We start from the raw sequence: 17,221 nt of genomic DNA, 5'->3' as shown, positions 1-17,221 counted from the left end.
GCTTGTAATGCCGTTAAGTCACACAAGATAAGATGTTTTATTTGTGGTGGCAAATATTTATCTTAGTGCCCTTTGAATGTTGCGCTTATATTGGTTTTTACTGGCATTTACTTGGGTTAAAGCAGTAAATCTTGGTTAATGGCAATGTGACTGCCAGTGACATCAAGCAGAGACTTTGCTGTTAACGGCGCAACGCTGATCACTTGGGTATTACAGCCATATTTTTGTGCCACTTTGGCAAGCAATAAATCAAAGTCACCATCGCCAGACAATAAAATTACCTTATCGACTTGCTCGGCAATATCAAGAATATCTATGGTAATTCCTACATCCCAGTCGCCTTTGGCGCTGCCATCACTGCGCTGAATATAAGGTTTGAGTTTGACTTCAAAACCTATGTGTTTCAATGCATCTTGAAACTTTCTCTGACCGTCGTCAGCAGGGGCAATAGCGTAGGCAATAGCATGTTCAAGGTGATATTGCTGACTCAGTAATTTATATAAAGCGCGGTAATTAAATGAGCGCCCAAAGGCTTGTTTACAGGTGTAATAAATGTTTTGTACATCAACAAAAATAGCGACTTTTTCCATGTTACACCTGCATCCAAATCATTAATTTAAGATTGTTTTTTCTGCGCCTCAATCGCTTGATTGAGTTGCTGTTCAACATATCCTGGTGAGTGTGTTGCCCCTGATATGAGTCGATACATGGCAGGAATAACCAATAAGGTCACTAGAGTAGCAAATGCCATCCCAAAGAACACTACTGTCCCCACAGCTATTCGACTTTCTGAGCCTGCACCTGTTGACATAATGAGTGGAATTGCGCCGATTAGAGTGGTAAAAGCAGTCATTAAAATCGGTCTTAATCGACGAGCTGAGGCGTCGATAATGGCTTGCTCTATTTCAAGGCCTTTATCTCGCAGCTGGTTGGCAAACTCAACAATCAAAATACCATTCTTAGTCACCATACCAATGAGCATTATCATGCCTATCTGGCTATAAATATTTAACCCCTGACCGGTTAAATAAAGCCCTAAGAAGCCACCAAAAATCCCCATTGGTACGGTAAACATCACCACTAATGGGTTAATGAAACTCTCGAACTGCGCCGCCAGAACTAAATAGGCAACCAATAGCGCTAAACCAAATACGATAAATACGCTGCTCTGGTTTTCTTTGAAATCTTTTGACTCGCCGGTATATGAAACGTTTATATCACTTGGTAACATTTCAATGGCTTTTTGGTCCAGAAAATCTAATGCTTCACCGAGTGTATAACCCGCGCCTAAATTCGCCTTTAAGGTTATCGATTTTTGCTTATTTAAATGGCTTAGTTTTTGCGCTGAAGCCACTTCTTCAATCTTGGTAATGGTATCGAGAGTGATGAGCTCACCGGTTTTGGTTCGCATATATATCTGACTTAAATCTGCCACGCTATTAAAACTATTTTCATCACCGCGTAAGTAAACATCGTATTCTTCACCGCGCTCGATGAAGGTGGTTTCACTTTTGCCGCCGAGCATTATTTCTAAGGTGTCGGCAACTTCTGAGACACTGACGCCCAGCTCTGCAGCGCGTTGTCTATCAACACTTACCAGTAACTCGGGGGTGGTTTCAGCATAATCAAGATCAGCGCCTTCTAGAAGCGGGCTATGATCCGCTTCAAGTTGCAGTGCCTGTGCCCACTTAAATAGCTCCTGATAATTAGAACCACCTAACACAAATTGTACCGGCTCACTGGATTGGCCTCTAAAGCCAGGCAACATTGGCCTAACCATAACGTCAGCAATACCATCAAGTGCTTTAGCGATAATGCCTAAAGATTGCTGGGCATTAATATCACGGTCTTGCCACTCTTCTAATTGGATAATCACAAAGCCGGTCTGGTCGCCTGCGCGGCCACCAAAAGCAGGCGCTTGAATACTAAATGACTTAATAACGCCATCGCCTAACATGGGCAGTAGTCGCTGCTCGACAATATCCATGTTGGCTGCCATGCGGTTATAGCTGGTGCCTTCTGCGCCTTTAACAAAAGCAAACACGACACCGCGATCTTCTTGTGGTGCTAGCTGTGCTGGTACTTGGTTTAGTAACCAGCCACTGCCGAACACACAAACAATAATGACAATAGGCGCGATATAGCGATATTTCACCGCTTTTGAAACCAGCTTACGGTATAGCTGCTCTAGGCGCTCAAAAAGGCCATCAACCCATAGATTAAATCGATTAGGTTTGACGTTGGCTTTGAGCAATTTACTGCCAAGTACTGGGGTTAAGGTTAAGGCTATGAGTGATGAAAACAGTACCGATACAGCTAACATGACTGAGAATTCGGTAAACAGTAGTCCTACCATACCCTCCATAAAGGAGATAGGTAAAAAGACCATGACCAGTACCGCTGTGGTGGCCATTACAGCAAAGCCAACCTCACGAGCACCTTTGTAGGCAGCAAGGATCGGTGGCTCACCTTTTTCGAGGTGATGGAAAATATTTTCTACCACGACAATGGCATCATCGACCACTAAACCAATGGCGAGGATCAGTGCCATTAAGGTTAACAAGTTGATTGAAAAGCCAAAGCTATTGGCCGCAATAAAAGCCGAAATTAATGATACCGGAACCGTCACCGCAGGGATTAATGTGGCTCTCACTTGACCAATAAAAATGTATAGCACCAGTATCACTAAAATGGCAGTGATAATAATGGTGTTATACACCTCATCAATAGAGCGAGATATAAACACGGTAGAGTCATAATCTACCGCGAGGGCAGTGCCATCAGGAAGAAACTGCTGAATGTTATCAACCTCTTGATGAACCAATTTAGCAACATCTAAAGGGTTAGCATCCGATTGGGCAATAATGCCTAAACTAAGGTTAGGAACACCATTACTTTTAAAGGTTGAGTTTTCATTCTCTGCACCAATAAACACATCAGCGACGTCTTTTAGATAAATTGGACTGCCATCTTCTGCAGTACGTACCACCAAATAATCAAAATCGTCTGGATTATTGTAAAGTCTGGCCGTTCGCACTGTCATCACTGTGGTGTCATTACGGACTTCACCACCTGGGGTTTCAACATTTTCAGTATTTAAAGCAGAGACGATATCATTGGCCGACACGTTACGCCCGGCCATAAGCTCAGGCTTTAACTGAACGTACATGACTTTATATAATCCGCCGGTGATTGAAATAGAACTCACACCGGAAATTAAGTTGAATCTGTCCTCTAGCACCCGTTGGGAGTAATCAGTTAACTGAGTCCTGTCCATCGTCGATGAACTTAAGTTGACATAGACTGCCGGCTCGCCAGAGCCATTGTCTTTAGAAACCACGGGATCGTTAGCTTCATCAGGTAAGCGTCTTTGGGCGCGCGCGACAGCATCACGAACATCACTTACGCCTTCGGTTAAATTCCAGCCTAATAAAAAGGTCACAGTAATGCGCGACATGCCATTGCGGGTTACTGAGGTAATTTCATCAACACCACTGATCCCAGTTAATTCATCTTCAATGGTGGTGGTGATCTGGCTTTCCATAATGGTTGCCGAGGCGCCATCATAGGTGGTCATTACGGTAACCACAGGGCTTTCTACATCAGGCATTTCTCTGATTGAAAGCTTGGACAGTGATATCAGTCCAAATACTCCTAAAAGCAGACTCAGTACGATGGCGACAACAGGGCGTTTTACCGAAACGTCAGAAAGCCACATTAACTTTGCTCCAATTCAGTGGTTAGCATTGCGCTGTCATCTTCTTTAGCGATTTGCCCAGTGGTAGCGTTAGTTTCTAAAATATTAACACTGACACCATCACGCATATTGACAAGTCCCTGAACCACCACATTGTCGCCAATGTTAAGGCCATTTGAGATCAACACTTCATTATCAATACGGGCACCAAGAATGACTTCAGTGCGCTTAGCAATGTTGTCCTTTCCAATCAAATAGACAAAACGTTTAGTACCTGAGTATTCAATAGCCTGTACAGGAATGACTGGCTCAGCAATCGCTGGAAAGTTAAGTGTCGCCGCCATCATCATTCCCGGCTTGAGTTGACTATTGGGGTTATCAAACTGCACTCTTACTCGTAAATTTAAGGTGTCTTGATTAATGCGTGAATCAATGGCGGTAATCTCGCCGCTAAATACTTGTTCGGGCCAGGCTTTACTTTGTGCCGCCACAGGCATACCAATGGATAACATAGACAAATAATGCTCAGGCACTTGCAGGTCGAGTCTCATACTAGAAAGGTCGTCAAATGCCAGTAACTCGGTGCCGACAGCAATCATTTTACCGACACTGAAATCAACTAAGCCAGCGGTACCAGAAAAAGGCGCATTTAATGAATGGTAATCAAGTTCTGCTTGGGCAGCGGCTAAACGCGCTTGAGCCATATCAACACTGGCTTGCTGGGCATCGATTTCAGTTTGCGTAATGGCATTACTTTTAACTAATTTTTGGAATTCTTTGAGCTTTCTTTTTTCATCTGCAAGGTAAGCTGCAGCTTCTGCTGTTGCCGCTTTGGCTTTAGCATCGTCTAATTGAACAATGATTTGCCCAGCTTGAATATCTTGATTGGGCTGAATATTAATTTGACTGATTTGCCCAGCCACTTGAGAAGAGATATACACTGATTGTTCGGCGTCGAGCTTACCAATCAAAGACAGTGATTGAGATAATTCATGTTGCTCTACAAGCCCTGTCACAACCGGAATAGATTTTTTGGCAGGGCCTTTTTGAGACGGCGTAGCTTTATTGGCTTGTGAAAAATCACTATAGATGACTGCGGCAGCGACTAAGCTGCAAATGACAATAAGGGGAAGTAATTTTTTCATAATAGAACTCGACGACTCGTTGCTGAATTGCGGTCTATATTAATAAATAATTAGCCATATAAGCGTAAATGAATGTAAAGCAAAGAAGATAAGAGTGTAACTGAACATTCCGATAACAAGCTCGTCAATAGTTTGTTGCAACTATAGGCAGTCAGCTGATCATTTCGTAACGAATAGATAGCATTAGCTTGGCTTATGTTGTTGGTGACTTTTGGTGTTCGACATTGTTACTGTGACAATTTGCTAGCTAATGATATTAACAAGCTGCGGTTTAGTTATTCGTCTTCATTAAAGTTGCTCATTAAGCTAAATGCACTTAAATAAAAAAGCCACTTAGGTACGACCTAAATGGCTTTTTAATCTCGACTTATAGCGCTGCTATTTAGTCGAAGTTTTTTTCTTGTTCACTATTAGCAGGCTCAATCCCCATAAAGTATTCATAACCTTTATCGGCTAAGTGTTTTTTGGGAGTGTTATTGACCTGATTAGTTGCATCAGCCTGCTTAGGCTTCATTTTGATAACTTGTTTTTTATTGTCTTTGCTTGGCAAGCTGACTAGGTCATTTTGTCGAGACACATTATTGAAGTTATAGTTAAAAACCCCGTTTCCTTGAATGAACTCAACACTCGATTTATCTTGAGATTGGTAAGATGCCAAAATGCCATGTTGCCCTAATGGCACTTCATGGAATAACTCTTTGCCGGTACCAATTTTTACCCCATCAATAAACCAATCAGCAGCGACATTACTTACTAAGGTGATCATGGCGGACTTTAAGCCGAGCTTTTCATTAATAAGTGAATCAATTTTACTGTTATAAGAGGGCTTAAAGGCCATTTTAATTCTGTAGTTTAAATTACCACTCATGTTCATACTGGCATCAATAACATCGTATGAAAGTAATACGCTGCGATCATTTAAGAATGGGTCAGTTTTAATGGTATTGGTCACAATGTAATTTTCAGAGTCTTTCAAACAATCATTAATTGACTGGAATTTAGAGCATAAAGTTGAACCATCTAAATCAACGGATTGAACCGTATCCGGTTTTGATACGTCAGCAATCACACGTTTGGTAATATCACTTTTTAAGGCGGCTAACTGCTCATCTTTATCGGTACGTTTAGTATTAATCGCATCGTACTCGGCCATGATGGTCTTGTATTCTCTACGAAGTGATTTGCCGTCAATATCATACTTGGTTTCTAACTGGTCAATTTTAAGTACCAGTTTTTCGATATCTTGATAATAAGCATTGATGTTTGAGCGCGATAAGATTTTAGCCGGTAGCTTTGAGATAACGTGATCATACTCAGTCTTCTTACTTTTTATCTCAACGCTGAGGGCATGATAGTCAGATTCTTTTTTCTTATGAGTCGATAACTTGTCATTGGCAGAAATAAGTAAGTTGTCAATGTTGTATTTTTGCTCAATTTCTTCAAGTGCTTTAGTTTCACTACTGGTAATAATTTCTAAACCAAATGAGCTACTTGCATAAAAGCATAAAAACATAAATGTTATTCGACTATATCTCACTGATTTCTCCGTTTTTTCTTAATTTTTTTGGTGTATAGCAATTGCGCCATAACAAATGGTCAACAGTAAAACAATCCATCAATAATTTTATATTACTGAAGTTGGTATGTCTTTACAAATAGATTGTTGTTTTTGACTATTTTTTACAATATCGCCACAGCTCACGAAAATTAATGTATCTAGGTTATGTTTATTCACTAAGGGACAAGTTGCAAATAATTATTAAGCTATTGTTAATTAGTGCAAATAACCCATATGGGTGATGAGTTTGACAAGGGGGGATAAATATGGAAATAACGGCTTTGGCGCAATATGCTTCGGCGAGTTGTTAATGTTTGAATTGTTTTTGGGAATGAATTAATGGTGTCATTTTTATGACATTAATCACCAAAACTGCAGCTTTAAGCTGTTTAGTTAATTTTAAAGTCATGGGATATAAAAATGCTCCTTTAGACGATTTACTTAACAATGGGTAAATCGTCATAACAGGAGCATTATGAGTTTGTATTGGCACTGACTTTGACACTGACAATAAATCAATCGTCAGTGAAATACTTAATCACAGAAAGTTAGCTCATAGAGAGCTAACCTAAACTGAAACGAGGCTTATTTTGCAATACGTTTGTATTTCAAACGGTGCGGCTCAATGGCTTCTGCACCTAAGTTTTCTTTTAGCCAAGTGGTATATTCACTGTAGTTACCTTCATAGAAGTTCACTTGGCCTTCATCACGGTAATCAAGAATATGGGTAGCGATTCTGTCTAGGAACCAACGGTCATGGGAAATAACCATGGCACAACCTGGGAACTCTAATAAAGCTTCCTCTAGTGCTCGCAGCGTTTCAACATCCAAGTCATTGGTTGGCTCATCGAGTAATAACACGTTGCCGCCAGCTTGTAACAGTTTGGCTAAATGAACCCGGTTACGCTCACCACCTGAAAGGGTGCCAATGATTTTTTGCTGATCGCCACCACGGAAATTAAAGCGGCCAACATAAGCGCGACTTGGGATTTCAGTGTTGTTAATTCGCATGATGTCTTGACCATCTGAAATTTCTTGCCAGACAGTGTTCTTATCATTCATTGAGTCGCGGAACTGCTCAACCGAAGCAATTTGAACAGACTCACCCACTTCAATGCTACCGCTATCAGGCTGCTCTGCACCAGATATCATCTTAAATAGGGTCGATTTACCCGCACCGTTAGCACCAATAATACCGACAATCGCGCCTTTTGGGACCGCAAAGCTGAGGTCATCAATTAATACGCGGTCGCCATAGGATTTAGTCAGGTTGTTGACTTCGATTACCTTGTCACCCAAACGAGGTCCTGGTGGAATGAATAGCTCATTGGTCTCATTACGCTTTTGGTAATCATTGGTGTTTAATTCTTCAAAGCGAGCCATACGGGCTTTACCTTTGGATTGACGACCTTTTGAGCCTTGACGTACCCATTCTAATTCTTTTTGAATGGTTTTTTGACGAGCGCTTTCAGTGGCAGACTCTTGTTGCAGACGGGCATCTTTTTGCTCAAGCCATGAAGAGTAGTTACCTTCCCATGGAATACCTTCGCCGCGATCCAGCTCTAAAATCCAACCTGCGGCATTATCCAAGAAATATCTATCATGGGTAATCGCCACAACAGTACCAGTATAATCTTGTAAGAAGCGTTCAAGCCAAGCTACTGATTCTGCATCCAAGTGGTTGGTAGGTTCATCAAGTAGCAACATGTCTGGCTTTTCTAAAAGAAGGCGACAAATTGCCACACGGCGGCGCTCACCACCTGAAAGGACTGCAATCTTTTCATCCCAATCCGGCAGGCGCAGTGCATTGGCGGCGCGCTCTAATACCATATCAAGGTTATGGGCATCTTGAGATTGAATGATGGCTTCAAGTTGACCTTGCTCTTTTGCCAGTTCATCAAAGTCAGCATCAGGTTCAGCATAAAGGGCATACACCTCGTCAAGACGAGTTAAGGCATTTTTAGCTTCACTGACGGCTTCTTCGATTGCTTCACGTACGGTTTGTGATTCATCAAGTTTAGGTTCTTGCGGAAGGTAGCCGATTTTAAGATCTTGCATCGGACGCGCTTCACCTTCAATTTCGGTATCTAAACCGGCCATGATACGCAGCAGCGTTGATTTACCTGAGCCGTTTAAACCAAGTACACCAATTTTGGCGCCAGGGAAAAAACTCAATGAAATATCTTTAAGAATTTGTTTTTTAGGTGGAACAATTTTGCCCACTCTAAGCATGCTGTATACAAACTGAGCCATTTTTATATCTCTTTGACTGGGGGACCGAACTAGGAATGGCACTAATTCTACTCGAATCGAGCAATAACTTAAAACCGATCTTTTTGCTGTAAGCTGTTTACAGTTTTGTTGAAGGAAACTTATGCAGCTTTAGTGGTCACTAAGCTGGGGTTTTGTCAGTTAATAAAGATGAATTTTTTGAGAGCTTAGTGAGCCTTGTTGCAATATAAAGCGCTGTACTTATTGAGCCGTGATAGGGTAATTAATCTGTTGCTAACTCAACCTTATTTCATTAAATCTTCATTTCGCGGCTCAAAAACTGATACTGGTGACCGTTTTCACTGTTCGCGTTGGCATTTTTGTTGATTCATTTTTAGAAAAGAGTTTTCTTAAAAATCGTCACAAGGGTATGAAACTAAGCGTTAAATTGGTTTTTTCTATGAAATACAATTGCCGAACAGCTCCACACAAGAAAATACCACTAGCACAAGTGCAGTTCATGGCGAATTGCAACTAATTTCATGTTTCAAATGCTGGGATTGTGATCAATTGCGCTGTATCATACCGCGCAACCCTACTATAAGAATTAACAGCTGGAGTGAGTAATGCTGAAAAAAGATATGAATATCGCGGATTATGATCCACAACTATTTGCAGCAATTGAAGATGAAACCCGTCGTCAAGAAGAGCACATCGAGCTCATCGCTTCTGAAAACTATACCAGCCCTCGTGTACTTGAAGCGCAAGGTTCACAGCTAACAAATAAGTATGCTGAAGGTTACCCTGGTAAGCGTTACTACGGTGGTTGTGAGCATGTGGATATTGCTGAAGAATTAGCTATCTCTCGTGCAAAAGAACTATTTGGCGCGACATACGCTAACGTTCAGCCTCACTCTGGTTCTCAAGCAAACTCAGCTGTATTCATGGCACTTTTAGAAGGCGGCGATACTGTTTTAGGTATGAGCCTTGCTCATGGCGGCCATTTAACCCATGGTTCACATGTGAGCTTTTCTGGCAAGTTATACAATGCGGTTCAGTACGGCATTGATGAAGTAACAGGAAAAATCGACTATGCAGAAGTTGAGCGTTTAGCGGTTGAGCATAAACCAAAAATGATTATCGCCGGTTTCAGTGCTTACTCTGGCATTATCGATTGGGGCAAATTCCGCGAAATCGCTGATAAAGTGGGTGCATACTTATTTGTCGATATGGCGCACGTTGCCGGTCTTGTGGCTGCGGGTATCTATCCAAATCCGCTACCACACGCACACGTTGTGACAACCACGACCCATAAAACCCTAGCTGGCCCTCGTGGTGGTTTGATTTTATCTGCCATTAACGATGAAGCTATCTATAAAAAGCTAAACTCAGCAGTATTCCCAGGTGGCCAAGGTGGCCCATTAATGCACGTTATTGCTGCTAAAGCGGTAGCATTTAAAGAAGCATTGGACCCAGAATTTACCACTTATCAAGAGCAAGTTGTTGCTAATGCGAAAGTGATGGCGAAAACATTCATTGAGCGTGGCTACAATGTTGTTTCTGGTGGTACTGATAACCACTTATTCTTACTTGATTTAATCAACAAGGATATTACTGGTAAAGACGCTGATGCGGCGCTAGGTCATGCAAATATCACAGTTAACAAAAACTCAGTACCAAATGACCCACGTTCACCATTTGTGACGTCAGGTTTACGTATTGGCTCTCCTGCGATTACTCGCCGCGGTTTCACTGAAACAGAGTCGGTAGAGTTAACTAACTGGATGTGTGATGTGTTAGATGACATCACAAACGAAGCGACAATTGAGCGCGTTAAAAACCAAGTGCTTGAATTGTGCGCTAAGTTCCCAGTTTACGGTTAATGTAAACCGAGATTGATTAACATAGACAATTATCTATTTAACTTACGCGGATAATCTTTTCGATAAGGTTAACCTTGTAAAGTAAATAGGATAAACTTCAATGGTCGTAAGTACTGAGTGCTTACGGCCATTTTGTTTTTTATTTCAGGAGCGGATATGCATTGCCCATTTTGTAGCGCGACAGATACGAAAGTTATTGATTCAAGACTCGTGGCTGAAGGCCATCAAGTGCGCCGTCGCCGGGAATGTACTGAGTGTCACGAACGCTTCACCACTTTTGAAGGCGCTGAATTAGTCATGCCAAGGGTGATCAAGCAAGATGGCACTCGTCAACCATTTGATGAAGATAAGCTGCGTGGCGGCATGCTTCGGGCTGTTGAAAAACGCCCAGTATCAATTGATCAAATTGAGCAAGCATTAAGTAAGATTAAGTCAACGCTTAGAGCAACAGGTGAGCGTGAAATTGATTCGGCGATGATTGGTAATTTGATGATGGATCAATTGATGATCCTAGATAAAGTTGCCTATATCCGTTTTGCTTCAGTTTATCGCGCCTTTGAAGATGTTTCCCAATTCGGTGAAGCGATCGCCAAGCTGCAAAAATAATCTAGCTTACTTTTATTGCTGAGCTAAATTAATTACTGTCTTTAATTAATTGCTGTCTTACATTTATTGGCACTTTGCATTCTTGCCAATGATGTACCTTATTTAGCAGTTCTGAATCTTCATGACTGCTTTTTAGTTTCTAGAAGGTCTATATGTCTCAGTGGTCAAAATGTGATATAGAAATGATGAGCCTTGCAATTTCATTAGCTGAAAAAGGCCGTTATACCACGCGCCCAAATCCTAATGTGGGTTGTGTGATTGTCGCCAATGGTGAGATCATTGGTCAAGGCTATCATATTAAAGCAGGTGGCCCCCACGCCGAAATTCACGCCTTAAAAGATGTCGAAGCCCGCCAATTACAACAGCAACTCCCCCAAGCTACAGCCTATGTCACCCTTGAACCCTGCAGCCATTATGGCCGAACCCCGCCATGTGCTAAGGCATTAATTGCAGCCAAAGTGAAGCGAGTAGTGATTGCGCAAATGGATGCGAATCCACAAGTGGCGGGTAATGGCGTGCGTATGCTTGAAAAGGCCGGTATTCAAGTTGATGTGGGCTTGCTAACAGCTGCGGCAAGCCAGCTTAATATCGGTTTTATGAAACGCATGACCACGGGTTTACCTGAAATCACCATTAAGCTGGCAGCCAGTTTGGATGGTAAAACCGCGCTATCGAATGGGGTCTCAAAGTGGATAACCGGCCCCGAAGCGAGAGCGGACGTACAAAAGCTACGCGCCCGTCATTGCGCGCTCGTGACTGGGGTTGAAACTGTGTTAGCTGACGACCCCTCTTTGAATGTGCGCTATGAGCAACTGGCTAGTGTACAAAACAGCCTGACAGAGGGTGAGCTGCAACAACCTTTAAGGGTGGTGCTTGATAGTAAAGCAAGGCTGACTGCCGACTATAAAATGTTTACTATTGAAACGCCGATTTTGCTGGTGTCTTGTGTCGACTATCCAGCAGAAGTAAAACAAGATTTTAAGTCCCATGTTAGCTTTATCACAATAGCGGCTAATAGCGATGGACGAGTTGATTTACATGCTTTATTTACACACTTAGGCCAGCATTGTAACTCTGTGTTAGTCGAGGCTGGTGCGAGCGTTGCTGGCAGTGTTATTCAAACTAAATTAGCTGATACACTTTATTTGTATCAAGCAATGAAAATATTAGGTAGTCATGGACGCAATTTGATGCAATTAGACGACTATCAAACTATGGATCAGATTCCTGATGTACAATTAACGGATTGTCGCAGAATTGGTGCAGACCAACGACTGATTTTAAAGCTTAATTCGTCAGCGAATTAACTAACGCAATTCTGCTATCGGTCGATGCTAAGCATGGCCCAAAAGATAACAAGTGAGTAAATATGTTTACTGGGATTATTGAAGCACTAGGTACATTAAGAAAAGTTGAGCGTAAGGGCGATGACATTCGTTTGACAGTAGCCAGTGGCAAGCTCGACTTAAGCGATGTAAAACTGGGTGACAGTATTGCCACTAATGGGGTGTGTTTAACCGTAGTGCAATGTTTAGCAGATGGTTATGTTGCAGATATTTCTGCTGAAACCGTTGCTTTAACTGGTTTTGCTAAATATAACGTCGGTCAAAAAGTAAACCTTGAAAAAGCGGTGACCCCAACGACCCGATTAGGCGGCCATATGGTCAGCGGCCATGTGGATGGTATTGCCACTGTGGAGCAGCGCCTTGTACGTGGCCAAGCCATTGAGTTTTGGCTGGCAGCTCCCGCTGAGCTAGCTCGTTATATTGCCCATAAAGGCTCGATAACCATTGATGGCGTTAGCTTAACGGTAAACGAAGTTGATCAGCACAGATTCAGATTAACCATAGTGCCCCACACCGCAGCTGAAACCACCTTATTAGATTTACAAGCGGGTCATAGCGTCAACATCGAAGTTGACCTTATTGCACGTTATCTTGAACGCTTAATGAAAGTAGAACAAAAGCCAGCCACTGAAGGTGGTGTGACAATGGAATTGTTGGCAAGTGCTGGATTTATGCGATAACTGATTATTACTGGTAAATATTATTACCCGAGCATATTTACTCTATATCGCTGATATAGACATAACAATATAAAGGTCTTAGCAATGGCATTACATAGTATAGAAGAGATCATAGAAGACATTCGTCAAGGTAAGATGGTTATCTTGATGGACGATGAAGATAGAGAGAACGAAGGTGATCTTATTATGGCGGCCGATAAGGTGACGCCAGAGGCCATTAACTTTATGGCGACCTTCGGCCGTGGACTGATTTGCCAAACCATGACTAAAGAGCGTTGTCAGCAACTGAACTTGCCATTAATGGTTACCAACAACAATGCTCAGTTCTCAACTAATTTTACCGTTTCCATTGAAGCGGCAACGGGTGTCACAACCGGCATTTCAGCCCATGATCGCGCTGTAACCGTTCAAGCGGCTGTAGCTAAAGATGCTAAAGCATCAGATTTAGTTCAGCCTGGCCATATTTTTCCACTGATGGCACAAGACGGCGGGGTGCTAATTCGCGCAGGTCACACAGAAGCGGGTTGTGATTTAGCCCGTCTTGCTGGCTGTGAGCCATCTGGCGTGATCGTTGAAATTCTAAATGATGACGGCACCATGGCCCGTTGTCCAGATCTTGAAATCTTCAGTGAAAAACACGGCATTAAAATGGGCACAATTGCCGATTTAATTGAATACCGTAACACCAAAGAAACCACTGTTGTACGTGAAGCTGAATGTAAACTGCCAACGCGTTTTGGTGAGTTCAATATGGTGACTTTCAGAGACACCATTGATAATCAGCTACACTATGCTTTATTGAAAGGTGACGTTGAAGAAAACTGCCTAGTGCGGGTACATTTACAAAACACCTTTAATGACTTATTTCATTCTGAGCGCGATCAAAAACGTAGCTGGCCACTTGAAAAAGCCATGGAGCGTATTGCATCAGATGGTGGTGTATTAGTACTGTTGGCGAATCACGAGCATTCAAGTGACATGCTCGCCAAGGTTAAAGCCTTTGAAGCGGAAGATAACGGTCAAGCACCTACAGCAGCCAAATGGCAAGGGACCTCGCGCCAAGTGGGTGTTGGCTCGCAAATTCTTTCAAATTTAGGTGTGAGCAAAATGCGTTTATTAAGTTCACCCAAGCGTTATCATTCTTTATCGGGATTCGGTTTAGAAGTAACTGATTATATAGCAGAATAATTCACTAATTTAGTGAAGTTAACATTTATCATTAATTGCACAGGACTCAGGGCATTTGGCTGTGGTATTATACCGCCACTTTTGCCCAGAGCCGGGTGCTTTAGCTAATTTAGGTAAGATAATGATCGTAGTTGAAGGTAATATCGAAGCAAAAAATGCCAAAGTGGCGATCGTAGTATCGCGTTTCAACAGTTTTCTTGTTGAGAGTCTGCTTGATGGCGCAATAGACACACTAAAACGTTTAGGTCAGGTTAATGATGACAACATTACTGTTGTTCGTGTTCCTGGCGCTGTTGAATTACCGCTGGCTGCACGTCGAATTGCTGCAAGTGGAAAGTTTGACGGTATTGTTGCACTAGGTGCAGTAATTCGTGGTGGTACTCCGCATTTTGATTTAGTTGCAGGTGAATGTAACAAGGGTCTTGCTCAAGTCGCTTTAGAGTATGATATTCCTGTTTCATTTGGCGTGTTAACCACAGATACCATTGAGCAAGCAATTGAACGCTCTGGTACTAAAGCAGGTAACAAGGGCACTGAAGCTGCACTTGGCTTGCTTGAAATGGTTAACGTTCTGCAAGAATTAGAACAACAGTTGGTATAGTAGTAGGAAAAGTAATGAAGCCTTCAGAGCGCCGTAAGGCACGCCGTTTAGCTGTTCAAGCTATTTATTCATGGCAGTTAAGCAAGAACAATGTTGCTGATGTTGAACATGAATTTTTAACTGAGCAAAACATTAACGGTGTTGATGTAGCTTATTTTCGTGAATTGCTATCAGGTGTAGCCACGAAAGCAACTCAACTTGATGATCTGCTAAAGCCTCATTTAGATCGTGATATTGAAGATGTATCACCCGTTGAGAAAGCCATTGTGCGTTTAGCAGCTTATGAATTAACTTATCGTAAAGATGTGCCATATAAAGTGGCCATCAATGAAGGTATCGAATTAGCGAAAGCGTTTGGTGCTGACGATAGTCATAAGTTTGTCAATGGTATGCTAGATAAGCTTGTTACTCGTAAGTAATGAATGAAAACGGTATCTTCGGATACCGTTTTTGTATGTAACGCTTTTTTCTACAACATAATAGGTGGGCGGTTATCCGCACCAGATTATATCGTGAAAGAATTCCAACTTATTGAACAATTTTTCCGTGATAAAGGCCAGCAACGTCGAGATGTGCATTTAGGCATTGGCGATGACTGTGCGTTAGTCCAACCGGCGGAAAACACATCTATTGCCATATCTTGCGACACCTTAGTCGAAAATGTCCATTTTTTACCGACAATGCCAGCTTATGAGCTTGGCTATAAATCTGTAGCGGTTAATTTATCAGATCTTGCAGCCATGGGCGCAGATCCAGCGTGGATGACGTTAGCACTGACTTTGCCAGATGTTGATAATGACTGGTTAGCGCAATTTAGCCAGGGGCTTTTTGAAGCGGCTGAATATTACAGTGTTAGCCTGATCGGTGGTGATACCACCCGTGGGCCTCGCTGCATCAATATTACTATTCATGGTCAAGTGCCAACGGGTAAAGCATTAACCCGTAGTGGCGCGAATATTGGTGACTGGGTGTATGTTACCGGCACTTTGGGTGACTCAGCCCTTGGGCTTGATATCCTGTTGGGCAAAAAAGAAGTCGGCCAGCAAGATAAAGAATTTTTAATTAACCGTCACTATCATCCAACGCCTAGAATACTAGCGGGTCAAGCGCTGCGCTCCTTAGCAACCAGTGCCATTGATTTATCTGACGGTTTATTTTCTGATATTCAGCACGTTCTAAAGGGATCCAATGTTGGTGCGATTATTGATGTGAATGAATTACCGCTATCGGGATCATTACAAGCATCATTGAGCCCTGATGAAGCAATTAGTTATGCGTTAACTGGTGGCGAAGATTATGAGTTAATGTTTACTGTACCCGAATCTCAACGTGGCGCTTTGGATATTGCACTGATCCACGCAGGGGTTAAATTTGTCAAAGTAGGTCAAATTTGTGCCGGCGATAAGTTACGCTTAGTGTCTAATGGCAAACCTTTTGAGCTACAAAAAAACAGTTTTGAGCATTTCTAATGAAGTTTATTTCAACCGATCCAGCCGTTAAGAAATTAACCTTAACAAACCCTGTACACTTTTTAGCATTAGGGTTTGGGAGTGGCTTAGCCGCCAAAGCCCCGGGCACCTTTGGTACCCTTGCCGCAGTGCCGATTGTGTACTTGATGAGCTTTTTAAGCCTACCGGCTTTTATTTTTATCACGCTAATTAGCTGCCTTGTCGGTATTTATATTTGTGATAAAGCGGCTAAAGATATGGGCGTACATGATCATGGCGCTATTGTGTGGGATGAAGTCGCAGGCTTAATGATCACCATGATTGCCGCCCCAGCTGGGGTAATTTGGTTAGTGGTTGGTTTTGGATTATTTCGTTTTTTCGATATTTTAAAACCATGGCCAATTCGTTGGCTCGACGCTAAAGTGCATGGCGGTTTTGGGATTATGATTGATGATGTATTAGCGGGGATTTTCTCGTTAATTTGTTTACAGTTGTTGGCTTATTATATTTAACCAATGATACTTTAATCCCTTTAAACGTTAAGCCCACTTCATAGTGGGCTTAATTAGATGGTCCGCCTCACCCCTAAGCTAAACTTAGAGTTTGGCAATCAAAGAGGCGAACCATCATGTCTACTATTAAAGTCATTGGAATCGATTTAGGCAAATCTTCTTTTCACCTTGTTGGGCATGATCACACTGGTCGTGAACAATTTCGTCAACACTTAAGCCGTTTAAAACTTATTCAATTTTTAGCGCAAACACCTCAAACGATGATAGCAATGGAATCATGTGGTGGTTCCCACTGGTTGGCAAGAAAATGCCAAGCCCTCGGTCATGAGGTTAAACTTATTCCCCC

At 42.2% G+C, this 17,221-nt stretch carries 14 protein-coding genes and 1 pseudogene; 10 read left to right on the top strand and 5 right to left on the bottom strand.

Features of this window, described 5'->3' with window-relative positions; translation table 11 throughout:
* Positions 1 to 116: 116 nt before the first annotated feature.
* The 5 genes from BM739_RS18010 to ettA form a co-directional block, all read right to left on the bottom strand.
* Positions 117 to 590: an NYN domain-containing protein gene (locus BM739_RS18010; protein ID WP_076543030.1), complete on the bottom strand. Its 474-nt coding sequence runs from the start codon at positions 588 to 590 to the stop codon at positions 117 to 119.
* A 26-nt stretch (positions 591 to 616) separates the two neighbouring features.
* Positions 617 to 3,718, bottom strand: coding sequence for a multidrug efflux RND transporter permease subunit (locus tag BM739_RS18005; RefSeq protein WP_076543029.1), 3,102 nt, complete (start codon positions 3,716 to 3,718; stop codon positions 617 to 619).
* Positions 3,718 to 4,842 carry an efflux RND transporter periplasmic adaptor subunit gene (locus tag BM739_RS18000; RefSeq protein ID WP_076543028.1) on the bottom strand — a complete coding sequence of 375 codons (1,125 nt, stop codon included), beginning with the start codon at positions 4,840 to 4,842 and terminating at the stop codon, positions 3,718 to 3,720. The genes BM739_RS18005 and BM739_RS18000 overlap by 1 nt, the downstream gene beginning before the upstream one ends.
* A gap of 382 nt (positions 4,843 to 5,224) precedes the next feature.
* Positions 5,225 to 6,379: a hypothetical protein gene (locus tag BM739_RS17995; protein ID WP_076543027.1), complete on the bottom strand. Its 1,155-nt coding sequence runs from the start codon at positions 6,377 to 6,379 to the stop codon at positions 5,225 to 5,227.
* A 606-nt stretch (positions 6,380 to 6,985) separates the two neighbouring features.
* Positions 6,986 to 8,653, bottom strand: coding sequence for an energy-dependent translational throttle protein EttA (gene ettA, locus BM739_RS17990; RefSeq protein ID WP_076543026.1), 1,668 nt, complete (start codon positions 8,651 to 8,653; stop codon positions 6,986 to 6,988).
* A 584-nt stretch (positions 8,654 to 9,237) separates the two neighbouring features.
* Between ettA and glyA the strand changes: the two genes are divergently transcribed.
* From glyA to BM739_RS17940, 10 genes and pseudogenes are all read left to right on the top strand, one after another.
* Positions 9,238 to 10,494 (top strand): serine hydroxymethyltransferase, encoded by a 1,257-nt coding sequence (gene glyA / locus BM739_RS17985; protein ID WP_076543025.1) that lies wholly within the window; start codon positions 9,238 to 9,240, stop codon positions 10,492 to 10,494.
* Positions 10,495 to 10,650: 156 nt separating this feature from the next.
* Positions 10,651 to 11,100 carry a transcriptional regulator NrdR gene (gene nrdR, locus BM739_RS17980; protein ID WP_076543024.1) on the top strand — a complete coding sequence of 150 codons (450 nt, stop codon included), beginning with the start codon at positions 10,651 to 10,653 and terminating at the stop codon, positions 11,098 to 11,100.
* A gap of 152 nt (positions 11,101 to 11,252) precedes the next feature.
* Complete coding sequence (gene ribD / locus BM739_RS17975; RefSeq protein WP_076543023.1) at positions 11,253 to 12,407, top strand: bifunctional diaminohydroxyphosphoribosylaminopyrimidine deaminase/5-amino-6-(5-phosphoribosylamino)uracil reductase RibD; 1,155 nt, start codon at positions 11,253 to 11,255, stop codon at positions 12,405 to 12,407.
* Positions 12,408 to 12,469: 62 nt separating this feature from the next.
* Entirely contained in the window at positions 12,470 to 13,126 is a 657-nt protein-coding gene (locus tag BM739_RS17970) for a riboflavin synthase (RefSeq protein ID WP_076543022.1), read from the top strand.
* 84 nt (positions 13,127 to 13,210) lie between these two features.
* A complete protein-coding gene (ribBA, locus tag BM739_RS17965) occupies positions 13,211 to 14,314 on the top strand; it encodes a bifunctional 3,4-dihydroxy-2-butanone-4-phosphate synthase/GTP cyclohydrolase II (protein WP_076543021.1) in 1,104 nt (367 codons plus the stop codon).
* A 121-nt stretch (positions 14,315 to 14,435) separates the two neighbouring features.
* Positions 14,436 to 14,915: a 6,7-dimethyl-8-ribityllumazine synthase gene (ribE, locus tag BM739_RS17960; RefSeq protein WP_076543051.1), complete on the top strand. Its 480-nt coding sequence runs from the start codon at positions 14,436 to 14,438 to the stop codon at positions 14,913 to 14,915.
* A gap of 14 nt (positions 14,916 to 14,929) precedes the next feature.
* Positions 14,930 to 15,334 (top strand): transcription antitermination factor NusB, encoded by a 405-nt coding sequence (gene nusB / locus BM739_RS17955; RefSeq protein WP_076543020.1) that lies wholly within the window; start codon positions 14,930 to 14,932, stop codon positions 15,332 to 15,334.
* A gap of 93 nt (positions 15,335 to 15,427) precedes the next feature.
* Positions 15,428 to 16,384: a thiamine-phosphate kinase gene (gene thiL / locus BM739_RS17950; RefSeq protein ID WP_076543019.1), complete on the top strand. Its 957-nt coding sequence runs from the start codon at positions 15,428 to 15,430 to the stop codon at positions 16,382 to 16,384.
* A complete protein-coding gene (locus BM739_RS17945) occupies positions 16,384 to 16,875 on the top strand; it encodes a phosphatidylglycerophosphatase A (RefSeq protein WP_076543018.1) in 492 nt (163 codons plus the stop codon). Before thiL ends, BM739_RS17945 begins: the two co-directional genes overlap by 1 nt.
* A 116-nt stretch (positions 16,876 to 16,991) precedes the next feature.
* Positions 16,992 to 17,221, top strand: a pseudogene (locus BM739_RS17940) (IS110 family transposase); the annotation flags it as partial.

The sequence above is a fragment of the Shewanella sp. UCD-KL21 genome (genome assembly GCF_001957135.1).
In the GTDB taxonomy this organism is placed as follows: domain Bacteria; phylum Pseudomonadota; class Gammaproteobacteria; order Enterobacterales; family Shewanellaceae; genus Shewanella.
Note: the sequence above shows the minus strand (reverse complement) of the source record. Positions and strands in the feature narration are given on the sequence as shown.

Bases quoted from the DNA above. Each gene is read 5' to 3' on its own strand.
- BM739_RS18010 (WP_076543030.1), bottom strand. From the start codon at position 590: ATGGAAAAAGTCGCTATTTTTGTTGATGTACAAAACATTTATTACACC.
- BM739_RS18005 (WP_076543029.1), bottom strand. From the start codon at position 3,718: ATGTGGCTTTCTGACGTTTCGGTAAAACGCCCTGTTGTCGCCATCGTA.
- BM739_RS18000 (WP_076543028.1), bottom strand. From the start codon at position 4,842: ATGAAAAAATTACTTCCCCTTATTGTCATTTGCAGCTTAGTCGCTGCC.
- ettA (WP_076543026.1), bottom strand. From the start codon at position 8,653: ATGGCTCAGTTTGTATACAGCATGCTTAGAGTGGGCAAAATTGTTCCA.
- glyA (WP_076543025.1), top strand. From the start codon at position 9,238: ATGCTGAAAAAAGATATGAATATCGCGGATTATGATCCACAACTATTT.
- nrdR (WP_076543024.1), top strand. From the start codon at position 10,651: ATGCATTGCCCATTTTGTAGCGCGACAGATACGAAAGTTATTGATTCA.
- ribD (WP_076543023.1), top strand. From the start codon at position 11,253: ATGTCTCAGTGGTCAAAATGTGATATAGAAATGATGAGCCTTGCAATT.
- BM739_RS17970 (WP_076543022.1), top strand. From the start codon at position 12,470: ATGTTTACTGGGATTATTGAAGCACTAGGTACATTAAGAAAAGTTGAG.
- ribBA (WP_076543021.1), top strand. From the start codon at position 13,211: ATGGCATTACATAGTATAGAAGAGATCATAGAAGACATTCGTCAAGGT.
- ribE (WP_076543051.1), top strand. From the start codon at position 14,436: ATGATCGTAGTTGAAGGTAATATCGAAGCAAAAAATGCCAAAGTGGCG.
- nusB (WP_076543020.1), top strand. From the start codon at position 14,930: ATGAAGCCTTCAGAGCGCCGTAAGGCACGCCGTTTAGCTGTTCAAGCT.
- BM739_RS17945 (WP_076543018.1), top strand. From the start codon at position 16,384: ATGAAGTTTATTTCAACCGATCCAGCCGTTAAGAAATTAACCTTAACA.